Origin of the sequence: Psychrobacillus faecigallinarum, assembly GCF_014836595.1 — a bacterium.
GTDB lineage: Bacteria > Bacillota > Bacilli > Bacillales_A > Planococcaceae > Psychrobacillus > Psychrobacillus faecigallinarum.
The window spans coordinates 21,888-42,820 of the sequence record NZ_JACSQO010000011.1 but is presented as its reverse complement, the minus strand read 5'-3'; the positions used below and the strand labels follow the sequence as shown (position 1 = coordinate 42,820).

Below are 20,933 nucleotides of genomic sequence, written 5' to 3'. Positions count from 1 at the left end.
CGTCTTACGCTAAGGTGGCAAGACGAGTTTTTATTTTGAAGGAGGTCCTTACAATGTTAGTGATAAATGAAAAAGAAATAATGCATACATATAAAATGCAAGATGCGATAAGGGATGTCAAAGATGTCCTAAAAGCAAAGGCAGCAAATAAAATAACAAATCCACATAGAACAGTAATTGAATTTCCACAACACGAAGCTTCAGCTTTATATATGCCAAGCGCCGATTTAGTTGGGGAGGTTACAGCAGTGAAGGTAGTCACTATCTTCCCGAATAATCCATTACAAGGGAAGCCCACTACACAGGGGGTTGTTTTACTTTCAGATGCAAAAAATGGAGAACACTTGGCAATGCTAAACGCCTCCTATTTAACAAGGCTAAGAACTGGAGCACTTAGTGGTATTGCCACAGATTACCTCTCTAAAAAGGATTCAAAGGTATTAACAGTAATTGGGACAGGAGCAATGGCCTTTGAACAAGTGCTTGCAGTACTTGCTGTTCGTAGCATCGAGCGTATTATTCTCGTCAATAGAACTTCCTCAAAAGCAGAAAGGTTTGGTCAAAAGCTAGCAGACTTTGGAGTCAACATTCCATATGAGGTGTTTGTGGATGTATCTGCTGCAGTTAGTCAGGCAGACATTGTCTGTTGTGCAACGAGATCTAATGAGCCGGTTTTCAATGGGAATGATTTAAAGCCAGGTACTCATATAAATGGAGTTGGCTCTTATTTACCTCATATGCTTGAGATGGATGTAGCGACCATAACCAAGTCATCCAAAATAGTAGTAGATGATATTGCTGGCGTTAAGGATGAAGCAGGGGAACTTATGTATGCAGATAAGATTGGTAAATGGTCATTCGAAGAAGTTCATGGAGAAATTGGTAAGCTTGTGACGGGGGAATTGAATGGCCGAGAGCAGGAACAGGAAATAACTTTATTCAAATCAGTTGGTGCAGCATATTATGACTTAGCTGTGGCAAAAGGTGTCTATGTAAAAGCGAAGGCGCAGAAAATCGGAACGGAAATAGATGTATGAAAAGGAGTCCGAGTAGCAAAATATGCTATTCGGACTTTTTGAATTGACTTCTATTTTTTTACATGATAAAATTATCTCGAATTAAAGATATATTAATTAAAGATAAAAAACTGGAGGAGTATAATATGAATCACTTAAAAGGTATGCACCATGTAACAGCTATTACAAGTAGTGCAGAAGAAAATTATAAATTTTTTACGAATGTATTAGGGATGCGACTTGTTAAGAAAACAGTTAACCAGGACGACATTCAAACGTATCATTTGTTCTTTGCAGATGATGTAGGAGGAGCGGGAACAGATATGACATTCTTTGACTTCCCGGGGATTTCAAAAGGTTCCCACGGAACGAATGAGATTTATAAAACAGCCTTTCGCGTTCCAACTGATGCGTCCCTTGATTATTGGGTGAAGCGCTTTGATCGTCTAAACGTTAAGCATACTGGTATTCAAGAGCAGTTCGGAGTAAAGGTACTATCGTTTGTAGACTTTGACGACCAACAATACCAATTAATTTCCGACGAGTATAATAAAGGCGTAGAATCAGGAACTCCTTGGCAAAAGGGACCAATTCCATTAGAGCATGCCATTACTGGACTAGGTCCAATTCATATTCGTATTGCTCAATTTGACTATATGAAGGAAGTTTTGGAGAAAGTGTTACTTTTTAAGGAGATTGCTCAAGAGGGAGATATTCACTTGTTTGAGGTCGGAGAGGGTGGAAATGGAGCACAGGTCATTGTTGAAAAAAATGTTGTTCTCCCTCCAGGTCGTCAAGGCTTCGGAACAGTGCACCATGCCGCATTCCGCGTGGAAGACAGAGCAGTATTAGATGAGTGGACAGAGCGTATGGAAAGCTTTGGATTCCAGACTTCTGGTTTTGTAGATCGGTTTTTCTTCCAGTCTTTATATGCTAGAGTGGCAAATGGCATTTTATTTGAGTTTGCTACTGATGGACCTGGCTTTATGGGTGACGAACCTTACGAAACCTTAGGAGAAAAACTTTCACTGCCACCATTCTTAGAGGCGAAACGTGCTCAGATTGAAAGCATGGTAAGACCTATAGATACAGTAAGAAGTACCATTGAGTTTGTGAAGGAATAATGTAAAAAGTCCATTTCCTATTGGAAGTGGACTTTTTTAAACTAGAATATATATCGAGTGGAAGACATTACTCTACAAATTGGTAATGTCTTTTGTTTTGCCAATGAAATTGTTGAACGATCATAAATTTTTCTATCCGGTCATAAAACCTTCGTGAACGGTCATAAATTTTTCTATCCGGTCATAAAACCATCGTGAACGGTCATAAAAAATTTTATCCGGTCATAAAACTATTTTCATTGCAAATCACTTAATTTATTTGCCGATTTCCTAGTTATTTAGTTTTAAGATAGATGGTTCGTCAACCAACGTGGAAGTGTTGAATAAAAACAAAACATCTTTAATATCATTATCAGACATATACTCATCAATGCTGCCATTATAATATCTAATGTCTATCACATGAATTTCTGGAACGTGTCTTGTAAGAAAAGGAATTACGTTATGCGCATAAGAGTCCTTAATGACTAGTAGCTTTTCTTGTTCAATCTGTTGCAAGTCAAGGTCGGTTGTAAGCGTCATTAGAGCATGAACACCGCCAAGAAAATAGGAGTACTGATCCTTCTTGGCAAGAAAGCTGTTATCGTACATACTCGTCATCGTTTGATTTGTATCTGCGATATACGTGTTTGTAGACGTGGAATCACGAGGAATATAGACTTGGATATCATCTGGAGATAAACCAACAAACTGCCCTCTTGTATGATAGCTTCCTAAAAATGAATTACTTACAGTTTGGATTAGGAAATCTTTTTTCGAAAGGAAATCCCACTTTTTCTGCTCTGCATATGCAACATATGCCAAATAAGCTCCATATGTCGTCCAATGATGATCCGTACGATAATAAATCGATTCCGAAGCATGCGGGCCTAGGAAATCAAAGCCATTCATAAAGGTTAAGCCTTTCCACATATGCTCGCCGATAAATTCATTTACCTTCTGTTGAGAATACGACGGTGCCAACCACGGTAAACGATCAGGAGAAAGACCAATCGATGTTGGCGCTAGCATGAAAGTCATGTCTACTGTCGGATGATTCGTGGCAAATTTATTCACCGAATCTATATATTGCTGAATCTTTGTATAATCAGGCTCTAAAAATTTTTCAAATAAATAGCCATCTTTCCCTTGATAGATTCCGTTATTTTCTTGCTGCAGCCTAGATTGTTCTGCAGCTGATTTTATGAATAACCATTTATCTCGAAATGGAAAGTGGTCTGTTACGAAACTCTCAGTCTCTTCTGCATATTGCTTAGATAATAAATTATCCCATGTAAGAAGCGGTGTAGCTTGTAAATATCTGTTCTCTAAATTCGAGAAACGTTCTTTAGGTAAAATAAAAAAGAAGAAAGCAAATAGAAACAGCGTTCCTACAAACCCTAAGACCAATAATTTCTCTGCATTCTTCTCCATGATTTCTACCTCCCTAAAAACGAAAATATAAGAATGGGTTAAAAGTTGCATCTACTAAATAGGAAACGGAAAGAAAAAATAGAAATCCGTACCAAACGAGATGTAAAAACGATAATTCATTCTTTCTTGGCCATTGCTTCTTAGGTAAAGAGGCAATAATCAATATTAAAAGCAAAATTATATTTGTATAAAAAAAGTACAACGTGTCATTATTCCATAGCGCTTGGTGATTTAATCCCGCCATGGCACTCAAGTAACTAAGTATTAAAGAAGGCTGATCAAAAACAAATAATACCCACCCTATGAGAATAAGAACTAGTGCGTACACATGTCTCGTCCAACGAGGTAAGCGGAAAAGTAGTTTCAATCCAACCCATTTCTCCATAAGGAGAATGACACCGAAATACAAACCCCATGCGATAAAATTCCAGCTAGCTCCATGCCAAAATCCCGTAAGAAGCCAAACGATGAGTATATTACGCATTTGAATGACTAAACCTCGACGATTGCCTCCAAGAGGAATGTAGACATATTCTCGAAACCAGCTACCCAAAGAGATATGCCATCTTCTCCAGAAGTCAGTTATACTCTGAGCAATATAAGGCTTGTTGAAATTCTCGTTAAATCGAAAGCCAAACATAAGGCCAAGACCAATAGCCATGTCGGAATAACCGCTAAAATCAAAATATATTTGAAAGGCAAATGCAATAATACCAAGCCAAGCAGTTAATACAGTCAGTGAATCTGGATTGGTATTTGAAATGGTGTCCCAAAGCAATCCAATATTGTTAGCAAGTAACACCTTTTTTGCAAGCCCAATAGTGAATCGCCGAACGCCCTCCGCAAACATTTTGATATTCTCCGTTCTCTTATGGAGCTGTTCAGCAATCGTGCTATATTTCACGATTGGACCCGCAACTAATTGTGGAAATAAGGCAACGAACGTTCCAAAGTCAATCCAGTTTCGTTGTGCTTTAGCTGTCCCTCTATATACGTCTATGATGTAGGACATAGATTGGAACGTATAAAAGGAAATCCCTATGGGCAGAGGAAGATCCGTTAAAGGAATACTTGTACCAAGTAACGTATTTACATTCTGGATAAGAAAATCAGCATATTTAAAATAAGATAACAGCGCCAGGTTAACTATAATAGAGCATGCGACAATCCATTTGCGTTTCAAAGAAGTCAAATTAGGTCTATCTAGTAACAACCCGAAGCTGTAATCCGTCAGAGTCGACACCAACATAATAACAATGTAAATCGGCTCTCCCCAAGCATAGAAAACAAGACTAGTTAAAAACAAAATCAGATTTCTAATCCGTCTTGGCGAACAATAGTAAAGTGCTAGAACGGCAGGCAGGAACAGGAATAAGAAAAGCAAGCTACTAAATACCATAGTGGCTTATTTTTGTTCAAAAAAGCTATCGTAGACTTTTAGAAGTTCGTCTGCATCTTCTGAGATGACTAATAATATATAGTTGCCTTTCGTAACAAGTTTATAGTTTTTGGCATTCTCATATTGGTCTGGAAGATACGTTTCGAATTGCTTTTGTACATTTTCTGCTCTTTGTTTTATTGCTGATTCTACGTCAGGTACATCTTTAGCATCTTTTACTTTCAAAATTGCAATTTCATTTGTTTTTACGTTCATCATTGGTATTCTAATCGAATATTCTTCGAGCTTCTCAGGATTTAGATTATATAAATCCTTTATTTGATCTGGTTCTAATTCCATTAGACTAGGTTGTTCAACTTTCTCCAACATTTTATCTGCCATTTCATTAGCTGATAGCTCCGGTTCTATTGTAGAGGACTGATCTTTTGAACAGCCCGCGATTAATAATCCTAATACGATTGTTAACATAAGAAAACTCATTATCTTTTTCATTGTTATGTAAACTCCCTTTTTTTATATTAATTTTGACGTCAATGCATTTAGACGTAAGGAGTTCATTTAAGTTACATAATTTTTTTAGTCAAGGTTAATTCATAGAGAAAGAAGGCAAAGTAAAAAGACCTAAGTCCAGTAAAATACTGAACTTAGGTCTTGGTAGTTGCTTTAACCTATTAGTTTAACTTTTGGGTCACTGTAAGGTTAAATTTATAGAAGTTCCTTAAATTTTAAACGCTTATTTAATGCAAGCATTAATGGAATACCTATTGCCATCACGACAAATTCGCCTAGAGCAACAGTATACCAGGTGTATGAAAAGATAGAGGCCGGCAAGTCAAAATATAAATGAAGCTCAATGGCTATAATAAACATAGTGAAGGTAAATATAAGCGTATTTATAATCATCCGCCAAAGATCACTCTTAATAAATTTTCCTACAAATATACTAATAGAAAGTGTAAGAATGGAATGACCTACACCAAAGGTTAAATCGTAGAGACCCATTGGTGAGAATAGATTTGTGATAAATACACCGATCACAATTCCAAAGAAATACTTTTTGTTGAACACAATAAGGTGATTAAACATTTCGGATATCCGAAATTGAAAAGCACCAAATGCAAGAGGCGCCACTAGCAGAGATACAGCTACATATAAAGCTGCAATAATTCCACTTGTAGCCATCGTTTTAATCTTCATATTCATTTCTCCTTAGTTTTTTTACGTGGGAGGTTCTCGAACCACGTTATAATTTATCGAACAATCCATAATATTAATCTAATAAAGGTAGGATGTCAAGAAGTCCCAATAGAATGATAGTTTGAAAAATAGTCTTATTTTTTTATTGTTATTCCATTTCATAACTCCTACTTTTTATAAAAAACACAAACAATAGAAGAGAGCATAATCATTTTTATATACTTTGAGTAAAGAATAAGTGATTTCCACTCTAGTCGGATACTTTCCGCGATGGCTTGTACCCCGTTTGTGGTGTCTTTTCTGCCTCACTCATCCCGCAGGAATCGACTTTCACTCCAATCAACAAAGTGACAAATGTTCGTTTCTAGTGGATCAGGAAACCTGTGTGAAGATAAATTAAATAAGCTAGGTTATACTATAATAATGACTTAATTGACATCCCTTGAATTGCCATATTCATTACGCACAATTTAAGGGTTAGTTTGGTTAACTATTATAAACTAAAATTTAATTGATTTAACATGAGATATATGTTAAAAAAGTAGAAGCATTTTATCCCGTAATGCATAATGAGAGGATTTGAATTTCAATATGAATGATAATTTTTGGCGTGATTTACCGCGACCATTTTTTGTACTAGCACCAATGGAAGATGTGACGGATGTTGTTTTTCGACATGTAGTAAGTAAAGCTGGTAGACCGGATGTGTTTTTTACAGAGTTTACAAACACGGAGAGCTATTGTCATCCAGAGGGACAGAAAAGTGTTCGTGGACGATTGATTTTTACAGAGGACGAACAGCCAATGGTTGCACATATATGGGGAGATAAGCCTGAACATTTCCGACAAATGAGTATTGGTATGGCCGAGCTAGGCTTTAAAGGCGTAGATATTAATATGGGCTGCCCAGTACCAAATGTGGCAACTAGAGGGAAGGGAAGCGGCCTTATCTTACGCCCGGATGTCGCTGCAGAAATTATACAAGCAGCAAAAGCGGGAGGTTTGCCGGTTAGTGTGAAGACAAGGATTGGTTACACGGAGGTAGAAGAGTGGCAGGATTGGCTAACACATATATTGAAACAAGACATAGCTAATCTTTCTATCCATCTGCGTACAAGAAAGGAAATGAGCCAAGTAGATGCCCATTGGGAGCTGATTCCAGAAATCAAGAAATTACGTGACCAAGTGGCACCAAATACGCTATTAACAATCAATGGAGACATTCCTGACCGACAAACTGGCCTTAAGCTCGTTGAACAATATGGCGTTGATGGGGTTATGATTGGGCGTGGTATTTTCAAAAATCCTTTTGCTTTCGAAAAAGAGCCGAAAGAACATAGTACTTCGGAATATCTTGATCTTCTAAGATTGCAACTGGATCTTCAAGATCAATATTCAGCAGAATTGCCACGTTCAATCACAGCTCTGCATCGCTTTTTCAAAATATATGTCAAAGGATTCCGAGGGGCAAGTGAATTAAGAAATCAATTGATGAACACAAAGTCAACTGATGAAGTGCGAGCATTGCTCAATAACTTTGAATCAAACAATGCTGATTGATGACAAATGGTAGAATGATATAACTACAAATAAATAACAACATACTACGCTGTTAAAGTACAGAAATGAATACGATAGCGAATACACCAGCATATGTATGCATTCATCTACACTTATCACTAAGTGGTTAAGTGAATTAGTTTAAAAAGAACGAATTTCCAAAGAGGAAATTCGTTCTTTTTTCTTTGAGTTGTAAGGTGATACACGGAATTATCTTAACTGAAGCTATGAGTTTAAAAAATAATCAGTTTTTTTAGAAAAAACAAACTTTAGTGGTCTGAGAGTCGTTTAATATAGTGAAAGGAGTTGCGAGCAGTTTGTCGATAAATGATTTAAGAGAGTTAATGCTTCAATATACAGAGCCATTAATACGCTTAGCTTATGGATACGTGAAGGATCTTCAAGCGGCAGAAGATATTGTACAAGAAATATTCATTAAGTTTTATCATCAGCAGAATAATTATGAAGAACGCGGTGAAATGAAGGCTTATCTAACAAAAATGACTGTTAACAAAAGCAAGGATTACTTGAAGAGTTGGGCGTATAAAAAAATTCTGCTTCAAAATAAATTTTTTCCACAAGAAGGTAAAGAGAGCAGGGATGAACTAGTTAGAAAAGATGAGCAAGCAATAATTGGAGACGCCATCCTTGGTTTGCCTTTAAAACATCGGGAGGTTCTCATTCATTTTTATTTTAATGAATGGTCCATTTCAGAAATAGCGCATGTTTTATCTCTCCCAGAAAGTACAGTAAAAACTCGCATAAGTCGTGGCAGAGAACTTTTAAGAAGGCAACTGAAAGAAATTGAATGGGAGGTGTTTTTAAATGAATGACTTTATTCCTCCAAAAATAAAAAATTTAACGGAAAGTAAGAAACGTGTCATACAAAATGTAGAAAGTGCGATTGAAAACAATTCAGGTTCAGTAAAAAATAAATGGCGGTATGTAGTAATAGCCACTATTCTAACCATGTCATTGATGATTTTTGTATTAAACGAAGTACGGACTGAAAATGTTCCTTCTACAGCTGAACAACATATTGGGTTGTCACAGCCCGCAATCTCCAATGAACAAGGTATGCTTTATCTACAGGGAATCACATTAGGTGATCCACAATCACAGGTTATTAAAATCTTTGGTGAAAATTATACTAAAGAACATGAGGACGGAAGTGGGTCTGATTACGTCATGGTTTACGAAGATAATATGAGATTCTATATTTATCAAGATAAAGTAGAACTGATTATATTTATGAAAGTAGATAAAAATTATTTCTATAAGTTATTTAATAATTATGATGGTTTTAAAGTTGGATCTTCTGATCTAGGTGACCATGATCGTTTTATATATTCTAAAGAGACTAATCACATATTAAAAGCAACTACATCAGTTCCAAATAAAGACCTCTATTTATATCTAACATATGCAGCACCAGAAATTATGGAAAATCCAGATTTTATTGAAGCAGAACGTATATTACAGGATTCCCCCGAATATGTAGCTAAAAATGAAGAAGAACTATCTATTCTGGATTCTGAAGCGGCATATGAAATGTGTAAGAGAGTGCTGACTGACTATTATAAAGCGGTATGGAACGGCTCGGATATTGAATTGGGTGCATTTATTGATAACGAAAATCTGAAACAGTATACGCAAAAGAAAATTCAATACCAATTTGACATGTATTCAACGAACGATCTGACTGATGATTCGGTGAAGAGTGTTGATATTGGCACTCGGGGAGCGGATTGGGAAGTGGAGTATACTGATGACGCAGATGGGGGGGTTCTCTATTTAAAATTACCTACGGAAATTAAAAATATTGTAGGTAGTTATGGTGAGCCCACTGAATTTCTCGTACGCAATGTAAACGGCAAATTAGTCATTGTTGATTGGTATACGGATGCAAAAGATAGTTATGATTTCATGGTACGTGGAGAAAATCTAACAATTGACAACCCGAATATTTGGAATGATAGTGAATGGGTTAATAAATTAAATAGTAAACAGATTGAATTTTCGGGCTCAATTCGATAGTTATTTACTGCTAACTTATCTAACAAAGTAGTCCAATATGAATCGTGCTATAAACTAATTTCACTTATTAAACAAAGGGTGCTTTAGTTAAACATGATCATTATTTCAATGGTCTATTTTTATAGTAATTGAGTTTATATTGGAATGCGTATGGACATAATTTGATACTAGGAAGGAGAATGATAAAGAAACCAACTATAGAGTTTAAGAAGAAATTTAGTAAGTAAGTAGATAAATATCTTGATACTTTTAAATGTAATTTTCTATTTACAAGTTAATTTATAAAAGACACCTAATTCGATTTAGGTGTCTTTTTTTTATAATTCTACTTGTTGTAAAATTGAAGTTTAGTATTTTTTAATGTGGGCGAATGCACAGACGGTAAATCCTTACAAAGCATAACCTAAATCGAGATCAAAAGGAGGAAAAAATAATGACACAATTTAATTACGATCGATATGATGATGATGACTATGAATACGGTTATGACAGTTATGGGAGACGCCGCAGAAGACGACGCCCACGTTATCAATACCCGTTTTTCCCTATATTCCCGTTCTTTCCAATTTACCCACCATACCCACCATACTATCGTTATCCATACTACAACCCACCGTTCAACCGTCCTTATGGCTATTAATATATAAAATGTCTACTCACTAAAACTAGGACCGACAGAATTTTAAGTAAAAATACTGACGGTCCCGTTTCGTTTATTATGTGTTTTTATAAAAGTTAAAAGACATAAAATCCTTATGTTCTAAAGTTTCATAAAGTTTCATCGCGAAAGAAATTCTGTACGACATGCTGGTCCTCCTGATAGGTTTTCAGCGTATAGCCTTCCTTCTGGAGCCATTCAATAATGGATGGAAGTGCCTTTGTCGTCTGGCTTCGATCATGTAGTAGTACTATAATGTCTTGATCTCCAGATTTATATGCCTTCTCCACTTCTGTTTGAACATTTGTTATTATTTCTTGAAATTCCTCATCCTTGTATCTCCAATCGTTAGAGTCTACATCCCAATCCCATAGTTTATAATGCTGTTGTTTCAATTTTTCTTTCATAGGAGTAGTTAGATGTGGCTTACTGCCATAAGGTACACGTATAAGCTTAGAGCTGTGTCCAGTCATCTGATCAATGAGACTTACACCGCTATTAATCTCATCAATAAATGCTTGAGCATTTTTATATACCTTTTCTTTATCGTGGGTCATACTATGTGTTCCAATATAGTGCCCATCGCTAGCAACCGCCTTCACAATTGCCTCATTGTCTTTCATATGCTTTCCTAAAAAAAAGAATGTTCCATTGACATTATATTTCTTTAATATACTGTTATGGGTAGTCGTGAATTTGTTAGGACCATCATCAAAGGTTAGGTAAACGTTAGCTTTAGAGCTTGGAGCAGGTGCTGGAGTTGGAGCAGTCACCTTTTTTCGTTCTAATAATCTATTTATATGTTTTTCTACCACCTTGTGGTCTGAAGCAGCAATACTCAACGTTGGAAACGTTAGAGCGCTTATTAGCAACGATACACAGAAGAGCAATAAAAGCTTTCTCATAAAAATCACCTATTTTCTTCGAATTTTCCATGACTGCATTATTTATATATACTCAGTAGAGAGTCTATTTAGAAGAAAAAAGTGTATTTAATATAAGGAAGTGTTTATATGGAAGATGAACTTTTGAAGATATTTGATGAGGATAAAAATTTCGTAGGAGTAGCAACACGAGAGGAAATACATAAGCTGGGGCATTGGCATGAGACATTTCACTGTTGGTTTATAGGGAGTGACCATGGTGAGAATTACATATATTTGCAACTTCGAAGTGATGCTAAAAAAGATTATCCCAGCCTATTGGATATTACAGCAGCCGGTCATATCCTATCCAATGAAACAGTGGAGGATGGCATCCGGGAAGTGGAGGAGGAGCTAGGTATTAAAGTTCCTTTTCATCAACTCAATTCTATAGGAGTTATTGGTTACACCATCATTTCAGATAAGCTAATTGATAGGGAATTTGCTCATACTTTTGTTTATAGAAGTTTTCCATCTTTAGATGAGTTCAACCCTCAATTAGAGGAAGTAGCAGGAATTGTCCGGACAGAATTTCGTGCTTTTGCAGACCTATGGAGGGGAAGAGAAGACGAAATAAAAGTTGAAGGAGTAAAATTTGATGATCAAGGTAATAGTAGTTCCTACATAAGAACTGTAGGAAAAGAAAGCTTTGTACCTCATCCTTCAGCTTATTTTGAAGCAATTATTAAGGGGATAGACGAATTGTTAGAGAGGGAGTAGTTTGGCTTTTTATAAATAAAAGGAGCCCATTGTTCAAATTAATGTTACAGTTAAATAGAAATTTTTAAAGATGAGAAGGAGAACAACATGATAGAAGTAAAAACATCTCCATTAAGTAATGGAGAATTCAATAGAGGGGTATTTGCTACGCGCGATATCAAAAAAGGAGAGCTTTTACATGAAGCACCTGTCATTGCCTATCCAAACGAACAGCATCAATACATTGAGCAAACTATAATAGGTGATTACGCTTTTGAGTATGGGATAGGTAAATCTGCCATTCTTTTAGGCTATGGAATGCTATTCAACCATTCGTATGAACCTAATGCTACATATGAGATTAATTTTAGAAATCACACATTTGACTTCTTTGCTTTTACGGATATTAAAGCCGGTGATGAGATTCTCATTAATTATAATGGTGATGTTGATGACAAAGATGAACTTTGGTTTAATAAGGAATCTTAAGAAATCCGTTAGAAATTAACTCAAATCAAAAATCAACCTTAATTAGTTCATAAAATGCCCATCCAGCTCTATGTGAAGTTGGATGGGCATTTGTAATTAGAAACCAAACAGTTGAAGTATAATCCAGCTAGAAGCGTAAAATACCATAAATTGTACTCCAGCACCAATACCTAAAATACGATTTAATAGACCACCAACAGTAGCAACAGTTAATGTTAGTACAATTCCTAAGAGTTGTGCTTCATGATAAGCCAGTAGACATGCCAGCCCAATAAACATAGCAACAATCGCTTCTTGACTAACATATTTTAAAACTAATACAGATGCTTTACGCGCATAATTCATAGAAAATGGATAAGCGATTAAAGAAGCAACAGTAATTCCTATTAGACCAAAAATAAAAAATTCCCATGAAGTTAAATAGGTATGCAAGTTATTAATAGGCTCTACTGTAAACACTGGTGGTGCATTGAATAACGGAGAAGCTGGTCCTAATGCCACTGGACTTAATGGAATACCAAATGCTATTAAAGGAATAATAGCTTCTGCGATATAAGTAGATTCGGTTACCCCATTCATAACTGTCAGACTTGTAGTTGATTTTTTGTAGGCACCCTTCGTTCGAGATCCGACTATTTCTCCCATTAACGATGTCATTCCTACAGGGCTAAATACAAATGTTAATGACGATAAAAATGTGGTGATAGAAGTAAATATGGTCTGTCTTCCTGTAAGTATTTTAAATGGATTTGGAAAATAACCTTTCCAGGACTTTGTTTCTGGTGCTAAATGATATTCATTGGCTTTATCTCTTTGAAGACTTTTTCGAGCACTAGAAGATGCTGCTATTAAAATATCAGATAACATAGGGCCAATCGCAATCCCTAAGAAAAAAGTAATCGATAGATGCTTATCTAATATGGAAAAACTTAATGTATCTAAACTCTTGATAAAAAATGCAAAAGGTATGATTAATAAAACACTGGCCCATTTACCCTTTGAAAAATAGGCAATCAAGAAAGCGGCTATTGTAAAAATTAGGCCAGAAGAAGATTTAAAGAAGTCGGCAAATTGACCCAAAAATTGTCCAAGCAAAACAGCAGTAGGTAATGCGATAAAGGCACCGATGATACCGCCAGAAATCATTTTACGTAAAGCTATATGAGGCATACCCATACGTCTTAAAGTATTCGCATGATCTATTAACGGTACGGCTGTTGTATCACCTGGAATTCCCATTAAAGCAGTGGGAACTGCGTGTGTGAGATGTTTGGATAAAACTGCTGCCATAAAGAATGCAAACACACCTTCGGGAGGGGCACCTAAAAGAATTACAAGCAATGTAATAGGGACCATAATTGCCGTTTCATCAGTCCCAGATATTAAACCAATTACGGAAAATACAATTGCTCCAAGTAAGGCAAATAAAAGTGCAACTAAATAAATACTCATTTGTGATCCTCCCTGTGAGCATTGTTAAAATTAGAGAGAACTCCGAGCTCTTCCAATTCCTTTTTAGTAACAGGATCTTGTTCTATTAAGCGCAATTCTTCTTCATAATCCAGTTGAAGGTCTTGAAAAACTTCTCTTAAATTTTCAGAAGATACCTCATCCTCCACAAGAATACGCTTAGGTCTAAATACGGCAGAATTAACGATTAATATTGTGACAGTACCTGCGATGCCTAACAAAAGAGAGTAAGAGTTGACCATTTGAGCTTCAGCAAATTTAGGGAAAATATATTGTCCTAATTTATATCCACCTAGACTAACAAAAACACTAAGAATAATAGAAAAAATGAGTTGTTTACCTGAGATGGTATCCCCTAATATCTCAACGAATTTCACATTGATGTGCTCATCTACTAAACTAGCCTTATTTTTATTGTCCATTCTAACCCTCCTTTTGAATTTCTTCAGTTATTTGCAAGATACGATCGTAACGTAAATCTTTTTCATTAACGGCTTTTTGAACTATTAAATCAATATTTTCTTTTCTTGCTCCTGCCATTACGGCTAGGTTTTTAGCATGAAGGCGCATATGACCAGTTTGAATTCCTTCTGCTGATAAAGCTCTTAAGCTGGCTGCATTTTCCGCTAAACCAACAGAAGCTATGATACCGGCCAGTTCAACAGCAGATGTTACATTCATTATTTTTAAAGCAGCTTTAGCTACTGGATGTGTTTTTGTAGCACCACCAATTATTCCAACTGCCATGGGAAGTTCTATAGAACCTACTAAATTTCCTTCCTCATTCATCTCCCATGTTGTTAAAGAACGATATCTTCCAGATCTGGCAGCATAAGAATGAGCGCCAGCTTCGACTGCTCTAGTATCGTTGCCAGTTGCTAGAACAACAGAGGTGATTCCATTCATTATCCCTTTATTATGAGTTGCGGCTCTATAAGGATCAGCATCAGCAAATTCGTAAGCGCTTACAATGTTTTTCACTACTTCAGGTCCTCCAAGAGACTCTGCAGAGAACACACCTCTTGCTCTAATTAAACGTTTATCCGCGAGGTTAGTAATTATTTTTAATACGACACGTCCTCCTGTAATTTTTTCTATTAGGGGAGAGACAGCCTCAGCCATTGTGTTAACCGCATTGGCTCCCATGGCATCTTTAGTGTCTACGATTAAATGTATTACAAGCATAGTTTCTCTTACTGTATTTATAAGATGAACCTCTAAATCCTTTGCTCCGCCTCCTAATTTTACTAATGTTGGATCTTGCAGATTACAGTTAGCTAGTATTTCTTCTTTATTCTCATAGATTCTGGCTTTAGCTCCGTGTGGATCTAATATATCCAGTACTTGAATTTGTCCCCGCATGATAGTTCCTGTCGAAGAAGTAAAGAACCCTCCTAAATCATAAGCAGCTCGAGCAGCATTACTTGCAGCAGCTATTACAGAAGGCTCTTCTGTAGCCATTGGGACAAAAACGTCGTTTCCATTTATTTTGAAATTAGCTGCTACTCCCAAGGGAATACTAAATTGACCGATAACATTTTCAACCATAGAATCAGCTAACGCCATAGGAAATGCTTTATTACCAGTGAGTATATTTGTTTCCTCATCTGTTAACCCCTTATTATGTATAACGATTTCTAACCTTTCTTCTAACGTTAATTGATAAAAACCCCTTATTCTAGAACTAGACATATAAAACTCCCCTTTCAATATACTTCCATTCAACAAAGTTGAATGGCATTATACTCAATGTATAATAATATATATCTTTTGTAAAGTTAATATGCTATTTGTTCTGAATTTTTATAATAATTTATTTCATTGGTTTTCAACGTAAACTGTTAAGACTGTTGTATGGCTTTTACTGTTTGAAAGAAAAATATGCGGCTTTTTCCCAGAGAAATATGCTGAGTCACCAGCTGTCATTTCATACTTTGTTCCATCGTAAAGTAGATGGATTGAACCTGTAAGGATGAAGATAAATTCATCGTTTTCATGTATGTAGGGTTCTATGTTTTCGGCTCCTGGTAAAACAGTTACGATAGTTGGGCTGATTATGCTCATATTTTTTTTGTTGGCAAGTAATTCATATTCATATCCGATCTCATTCTTCTCATCTATTGCTTCACGTTTATCTTTTCGAACAATAGATAACTCCCCATGTTCCTCTTGCTCGATAAACCAAGAAGTAGGACTATCAAGGGCTTTTGCTATGTTAGAAAGGGTTACTAGAGTTGGGGTAGTTAAGCCGTTTTCAATTTTTGATATATGACTCTTAGTAATCCCAGCTAAATCAGCTAAAACTTGTTGAGTCATTTTTTTCTTTGAGCGAACACTTTTTATTTTCTTTCCTATATCTTTACTATTCATATTAGGCACCTTCTCCTGGATTATAATGAAACTCTTTTTAAGTATAACAACTTAATATGAGAGGGCGTACCTATTAATTGAATTGTATAAATAGAAAAACCAGCTTCTATTGTGAGAAGCTGGCTACATTAACTATTCTAATATTTTTATTGTTACGTTTTTACGTCCCCATTTATAAGCTTCACTTGTAGTCGAGAAAAATACGTCGATTTTATTTCCTTTAATGGCTGATCCGGTATCGCCTGCTACAGCGTAACCATAGCCCTCCACGTGAACTTTAGTTCCAATCGGAATTACATCTGGGTCAACAGCTATGACTTTAACGTCTGGGTTCTTCTTAAGATTGATACCAGAGCTAGTTATTCCTGTACAACCATTACACTTGGCAGTAAATGCACTTGCTGACACCGTGAATTCCTTTACTACTTTATCACTAGTATTAGTTCTAGAAGGTGTTTTGGATTTTTCTTTAGATGTAGGAGTTATTGATAGTTTCTGGTTTAGCTTAATATCGTCTGTAGTTAAGTTATTCCATGTTTTTAAGTTTTTAATAGAAACTTTATATGTCTTAGAAATTTTGTATAATGTTTCTCCTTTTTTTACTGTGTGAGTTGTTGTTGCTGCGAAAGCAACATTTACTCCACTGACCAATAGTACTATTGTAATGATAAGTGATCCTAATATTTTCTTCAAATACACTATCCCCCTGCTATTTAGTCTAAACATATAGTATCAGTTGAATGTTACAAGTGTATTACAAGGGATTACCATTATCATTACAATTGACAGTATTTTCAGTAAAAATATAAAAAACGGAAAAAACATGCTACCAAACCTTTTTGCCGAGTACATCTAATAGGTCTTATTCATTATTTCGACCAGTCAATAAGACCGGTGAATACAGTAGTAGCAGGACCGGTCATGTATACAGTGTCAGCTGTATAACGAATAATCAGTTCTCCGCCTATTAGTTTGACATGGATATCAGTATTTTTATCGCAATATCCATTTAACACAGAAGCAACCACTGCTGCACAAGCTCCTGTTCCGCATGCCAAAGTTTCTCCACTTCCGCGCTCCCAAACTCGCATTTGTATAACATTTCGATTCTCGATTTGAATAAACTCAGTATTCACACCCTCTGGAAACATAGGGTGATGTTCAAATTTTGGTCCAATAGTTGGGAGGTCTAGTAGGTGAATGTCGTCACTGAATATTACACCATGGGGATTGCCCATAGATACTGGGGTTATAGAATACGTATGATCTTCAATGGTGATTGGATAATTAACCTGCATAGTCTGGTCCTTGACTACAATAGGGATATTGAAAGGTTCTAATATGGCCTGCCCCATATCTACAGTAGCAGACTTCATTTTCCCATTCTCTATATGTAATTCAATCTTTTTCAATCCGCTCAGTGTTTCTATATGAAGAGTTTCTTTTCGTACGATGTCGTTGTCATACACATATTTCGCTACACAACGGATGGCATTTCCGCACATTTTCCCTTCACTGCCATCTATATTGAACATCCGCATTTTTGCATCTGCCACATCAGAAGGGCATATTAAAACAATTCCATCTCCGCCTATGCCAAAATGACGATTGGAAATATCCTTGCTTAATGCTTCGGGATTTTCTATTTTATTTTCAAAGCAATTGATATAAATGTAATCATTTCCACAGCCATGCATTTTCGTAAAAGGTATCATCATTTTTTAGCCTTCTTCCAGTTGTGATTTGTTCTATTATAAGTTTGAGGAAGTTAAGTGGTCAACATGACTGGTATATTCATTTTATGTAAAATGTTCATATTGTATATTTTAGGTAATTTGAATAAAATAACCAATATGGTTAATTAGATAATTTGAAAGGGGAGTGCTCGTATTAAAGAGTTTGTCGTTTATCAAAGTAAAAGAAAACAGTTAATGTTTGTTTTGATGGGAATTCTGATGGTTGTGACTTGTGTATTTCTTCTTATTACAAGTTTCGAAGAGGATAATTTTCAAAAGTTAGTCCTTATGGGAATTGGTGGTATAGGGACAATATTTTTTGGCTTTTGCTTGGGCTTTATTATCAAGCAACTAATCGTAGGGAAAAAATTAGTCGTTGTAAATGAGGAAGGATTTTATGATTTTTCTTCAGCGATTGCTAGTAAGCAACTTGTGGAATGGGGAGGTGTTAGAGAAATAGGTATTTTCTCGATATCAGGACAGTCCTTTATTACAGTACACTTATTTGATGGAGATGCTTACATAGAATCACTGCCTTCCATTAAAAGAGGGGCTATACGTGCTAACCTAAGATTAGGCTCTGGTCATATTAATATTAATATATCAACAGCAAAAGGTGTAACAATAGAAGAGTTGCTACAAGTGATGAGCGATTTTTACTTAGCATATTTAAAGCAATTACCAGAAGTTGATGTAGAAACAGTCAGGTCATAATATTTTAAAGACTCAAATGAGGCTATCATATAAGAACCTACCCTCTGAAGTCAAATGGAGAAAAGAAAGGTACGTCACGTTTATCTTTTCTCCATTTACTTACTTGGGGAAAACGCACTTGAATTTTATTTATGGAGTTTTAACACTAAATGTGTCTCCACCTTTAATTGTTCCATTTTCAAAGCCTTTATAGAACCATTTCTTCCGCTGTTCTGATGTTCCATGGGTGAAGCTTTCAGGTACCACATAGCCACGAGCTCTTTTTTGAATAGTGTCGTCTCCAACGGCACTAGCTGCAGTCAGTGCTTCCTCTAAATCGCCCTCTTCTAGTAAATCCATTCCTTGAGCATGCTTTGCCCAAACCCCTGAGTAATAATCAGCCTGCAGCTCGAAGCGAACAGAATATTGATTGTATTCCTCTTCACTTAACTCTTGTCTAAGGGAGGATAGCTCATTGCTTTTACCTAGAAGGGTTTGAACATGGTGTCCAACCTCATGCGCTATAACGTATGCCATTGCAAAATCTCCTGGGGCATTGAACTGCGTTTGAAGCTCCTTGTAGAAGCTTAAGTCTATGTAAAGCTTTTGATCACCCGGACAATAAAACGGACCTACAGAAGCACCAGCTGTTCCACAGGCAGAATTTACACTATTCGTATATAAAACAAGTGTTGGTTCCTCATATTTAAGTCCGTTTTCTTGAAAGATTTTTGTCCATACCTTTTCTGTGTCTGCTAATACAACCGAAACAAATTCAACAAGCTCTTTTTCCTCTTCAGTTTCCTCATAAGGAACCGAGCTGTTAGTTGTTTCGTTACCGCCTAAATTTCCTAACAGCTCATCGGGATTTCCTCCGAGTAGCGTAACTAATAGTACTATAATTAATCCGAAACCACCGCCAATGCCAGCTATTGCTTTTCCGCCACTCATTCCACGACGGTCCTCTACGTTTGAACTCCGTGTACGACCTCTATATTTCATACCCTTCACCGCCTATTTAAATTCTTCTATATTCTTATACCCATTTAGCTAAAAGAATAGGCATCCAAATGATGGTGTTTGAATTATAATGAAGGAAAGGGGGATATGATTATGTTGATAAAGCCGAAAATGCTTCAACCGGGAGATAAGATTGCAACCATTAGTCTATCGTGGGGTGGAGCAGGAGAACCTGATTTAAGATGGAGATATGAGCAAGGTGTAGAAAGATTAGAAAAGGTATTTGGCTTGGAAGTAGTAGCTATGCCAAATAGTTTGAAGGGATCAAATTATTTATATGAAAGTCCACAGGCACGTGCAGAGGATTTGATGAATGCATTTAAGGATACATCGATAAAAGGAATTGTATCGAATATTGGAGGCAGTGATAGCATAAGATTGCTACCTTACATAGATTTTGAAGTAATCCGAGAAAACCCTAAAGTTTTTATTGGATATTCCGATGCTACTGTGACCCATTTATTTTGTCATAAGGCAGGGATTTCTTCTTTTTATGGGCCAGCTATTCTGACTGATTTTGCAGAGAATGTAGAGATGCATGAATACACCATAGAATCTTTGAAAAAGACGCTATTCTCTAATGAAGTGATTGGAGAAATTAAACCGTCACCATTGTGGACTAGTCAACGATTGGAATGGGCTATTGAAAATAAGTATATAAGCCGTGAGATGAATGAAGATGAAAAAGGCTACGAATTGCTGCAGGGTAAAGGTATTGTAAATGGCAGACTAATCGGTGGCTGTATTGAGGTGTTGGAGTTTGCGAAAGGCACTTCGCTTTGGCCAGATAAATCTTATTTCAAGGATTCTATACTATTTTTTGAAACCACTGAGGATTTACCTCTTCCATCTAATATCGAATACTGGCTTCGAAATTATGGAACCCAAGGGATACTGCAAGAAGTAAAAGGTATTATTTTTGCAAAGCCTCAGCACGAAAAGTATTATGAAGAATACAAAGAATCCATTATTACGATTATGAATGAGCTTGGATTAAATGATTTGCCGATTTTATATAATTTAAACTTTGGCCATACAGAACCTAAATTTGTTACACCATATGGAGCAATGGCAGAAATTAATTGTGAGGAAGTAAAGTTTTCAATTATAGATAGTGGAGTTGAGTAAT

21 protein-coding genes and 1 riboswitch are annotated in these 20,933 nt (G+C 36.1%); of the genes, 9 read left to right on the top strand and 12 right to left on the bottom strand.

Annotated features, from left to right (window positions below):
* Window positions 1-53: 53 nt before the first annotated feature.
* The gene (locus H9650_RS17335; RefSeq protein WP_191697760.1) at window positions 54-1,037 is read left to right on the top strand and encodes an ornithine cyclodeaminase family protein; all 984 of its coding nucleotides are present in this window, start codon (window positions 54-56) and stop codon (window positions 1,035-1,037) included.
* A 125-nt stretch (window positions 1,038-1,162) separates the two neighbouring features.
* Window positions 1,163-2,140: a ring-cleaving dioxygenase gene (locus H9650_RS17330; RefSeq protein ID WP_144541264.1), complete on the top strand. Its 978-nt coding sequence runs from the start codon at window positions 1,163-1,165 to the stop codon at window positions 2,138-2,140.
* Between the two features lie 270 nt (window positions 2,141-2,410).
* On the opposite strand, the gene H9650_RS17325 is transcribed toward H9650_RS17330, so the two are convergent.
* The 4 genes from H9650_RS17325 to H9650_RS17310 form a co-directional block, all read right to left on the bottom strand.
* The gene (locus H9650_RS17325; protein ID WP_191697758.1) at window positions 2,411-3,553 is read right to left on the bottom strand and encodes a DHHW family protein; all 1,143 of its coding nucleotides are present in this window, start codon (window positions 3,551-3,553) and stop codon (window positions 2,411-2,413) included.
* Between the two features lie 13 nt (window positions 3,554-3,566).
* The gene (locus tag H9650_RS17320) at window positions 3,567-4,952 is read right to left on the bottom strand and encodes an MBOAT family O-acyltransferase (RefSeq protein WP_191697756.1); all 1,386 of its coding nucleotides are present in this window, start codon (window positions 4,950-4,952) and stop codon (window positions 3,567-3,569) included.
* A 6-nt stretch (window positions 4,953-4,958) separates the two neighbouring features.
* A complete protein-coding gene (locus H9650_RS17315) occupies window positions 4,959-5,444 on the bottom strand; it encodes a DUF4358 domain-containing protein (RefSeq protein WP_191697754.1) in 486 nt (161 codons plus the stop codon).
* A gap of 213 nt (window positions 5,445-5,657) precedes the next feature.
* Window positions 5,658-6,149 carry a QueT transporter family protein gene (locus H9650_RS17310; protein WP_191697753.1) on the bottom strand — a complete coding sequence of 164 codons (492 nt, stop codon included), beginning with the start codon at window positions 6,147-6,149 and terminating at the stop codon, window positions 5,658-5,660.
* Between the two features lie 6 nt (window positions 6,150-6,155).
* Window positions 6,156-6,200: riboswitch (PreQ1 riboswitch) on the bottom strand.
* 540 nt (window positions 6,201-6,740) lie between these two features.
* On the opposite strand from H9650_RS17310, the gene H9650_RS17305 reads away from it, so the two are divergent.
* The 3 genes from H9650_RS17305 to H9650_RS17295 all read left to right on the top strand — a co-directional run bounded on the left by H9650_RS17305 (window position 6,741) and on the right by H9650_RS17295 (window position 9,746).
* Window positions 6,741-7,709: a tRNA dihydrouridine synthase gene (locus H9650_RS17305; protein ID WP_191697752.1), complete on the top strand. Its 969-nt coding sequence runs from the start codon at window positions 6,741-6,743 to the stop codon at window positions 7,707-7,709.
* 317 nt (window positions 7,710-8,026) lie between these two features.
* The gene (locus H9650_RS17300; RefSeq protein WP_151112836.1) at window positions 8,027-8,542 is read left to right on the top strand and encodes a sigma-70 family RNA polymerase sigma factor; all 516 of its coding nucleotides are present in this window, start codon (window positions 8,027-8,029) and stop codon (window positions 8,540-8,542) included.
* Window positions 8,535-9,746: a hypothetical protein gene (locus H9650_RS17295; RefSeq protein ID WP_191697751.1), complete on the top strand. Its 1,212-nt coding sequence runs from the start codon at window positions 8,535-8,537 to the stop codon at window positions 9,744-9,746. The genes H9650_RS17300 and H9650_RS17295 overlap by 8 nt, the downstream gene beginning before the upstream one ends.
* Before the next feature lie 768 nt (window positions 9,747-10,514).
* Here H9650_RS17295 and H9650_RS17290 read toward each other — a convergent pair.
* Window positions 10,515-11,309, bottom strand: coding sequence for a polysaccharide deacetylase family protein (locus tag H9650_RS17290; protein ID WP_191697749.1), 795 nt, complete (start codon window positions 11,307-11,309; stop codon window positions 10,515-10,517).
* Between the two features lie 108 nt (window positions 11,310-11,417).
* Here H9650_RS17290 and H9650_RS17285 point away from each other — a divergent pair, with 108 nt between their 5' ends.
* The gene (locus tag H9650_RS17285) at window positions 11,418-12,047 is read left to right on the top strand and encodes an NUDIX hydrolase (RefSeq protein ID WP_154309997.1); all 630 of its coding nucleotides are present in this window, start codon (window positions 11,418-11,420) and stop codon (window positions 12,045-12,047) included.
* 87 nt (window positions 12,048-12,134) lie between these two features.
* On the top strand, window positions 12,135-12,515 hold the full coding sequence (locus H9650_RS17280) for an SET domain-containing protein (protein WP_144541244.1): 381 nt from the start codon (window positions 12,135-12,137) through the stop codon (window positions 12,513-12,515).
* A gap of 96 nt (window positions 12,516-12,611) precedes the next feature.
* Here the strand turns inward: H9650_RS17280 and H9650_RS17275 are convergent, their stop codons facing one another.
* The 6 genes from H9650_RS17275 to dapF form a co-directional block, all read right to left on the bottom strand.
* Window positions 12,612-13,967, bottom strand: a complete 1,356-nt coding sequence (locus H9650_RS17275) for a tripartite tricarboxylate transporter permease (RefSeq protein WP_144541242.1) — start codon at window positions 13,965-13,967, stop codon at window positions 12,612-12,614.
* On the bottom strand, window positions 13,964-14,407 hold the full coding sequence (locus H9650_RS17270; protein WP_144541240.1) for a hypothetical protein: 444 nt from the start codon (window positions 14,405-14,407) through the stop codon (window positions 13,964-13,966). The genes H9650_RS17275 and H9650_RS17270 overlap by 4 nt, the downstream gene beginning before the upstream one ends.
* Window position 14,408: 1 nt before the next feature.
* Window positions 14,409-15,677, bottom strand: coding sequence for a hydroxymethylglutaryl-CoA reductase, degradative (locus tag H9650_RS17265; RefSeq protein ID WP_151112842.1), 1,269 nt, complete (start codon window positions 15,675-15,677; stop codon window positions 14,409-14,411).
* A gap of 126 nt (window positions 15,678-15,803) precedes the next feature.
* Window positions 15,804-16,355 carry a helix-turn-helix domain-containing protein gene (locus H9650_RS17260; protein WP_144541236.1) on the bottom strand — a complete coding sequence of 184 codons (552 nt, stop codon included), beginning with the start codon at window positions 16,353-16,355 and terminating at the stop codon, window positions 15,804-15,806.
* 132 nt (window positions 16,356-16,487) lie between these two features.
* On the bottom strand, window positions 16,488-17,048 hold the full coding sequence (locus tag H9650_RS17255) for a 3D domain-containing protein (RefSeq protein ID WP_225216151.1): 561 nt from the start codon (window positions 17,046-17,048) through the stop codon (window positions 16,488-16,490).
* 176 nt (window positions 17,049-17,224) lie between these two features.
* A complete protein-coding gene (dapF, locus tag H9650_RS17250; protein ID WP_151112846.1) occupies window positions 17,225-18,073 on the bottom strand; it encodes a diaminopimelate epimerase in 849 nt (282 codons plus the stop codon).
* Between the two features lie 171 nt (window positions 18,074-18,244).
* Here dapF and H9650_RS17245 point away from each other — a divergent pair, with 171 nt between their 5' ends.
* A complete protein-coding gene (locus H9650_RS17245) occupies window positions 18,245-18,805 on the top strand; it encodes an STM3941 family protein (RefSeq protein WP_318245421.1) in 561 nt (186 codons plus the stop codon).
* Window positions 18,806-18,934: 129 nt separating this feature from the next.
* Here the strand turns inward: H9650_RS17245 and ypfJ are convergent, their stop codons facing one another.
* Window positions 18,935-19,786, bottom strand: a complete 852-nt coding sequence (gene ypfJ, locus H9650_RS17240; RefSeq protein ID WP_151112855.1) for a KPN_02809 family neutral zinc metallopeptidase — start codon at window positions 19,784-19,786, stop codon at window positions 18,935-18,937.
* Between the two features lie 111 nt (window positions 19,787-19,897).
* Here ypfJ and H9650_RS17235 point away from each other — a divergent pair, with 111 nt between their 5' ends.
* Window positions 19,898-20,932 carry a S66 family peptidase gene (locus H9650_RS17235; RefSeq protein ID WP_191697744.1) on the top strand — a complete coding sequence of 345 codons (1,035 nt, stop codon included), beginning with the start codon at window positions 19,898-19,900 and terminating at the stop codon, window positions 20,930-20,932.
* The last annotated feature ends 1 nt before the right edge of the window (window position 20,933 follow it).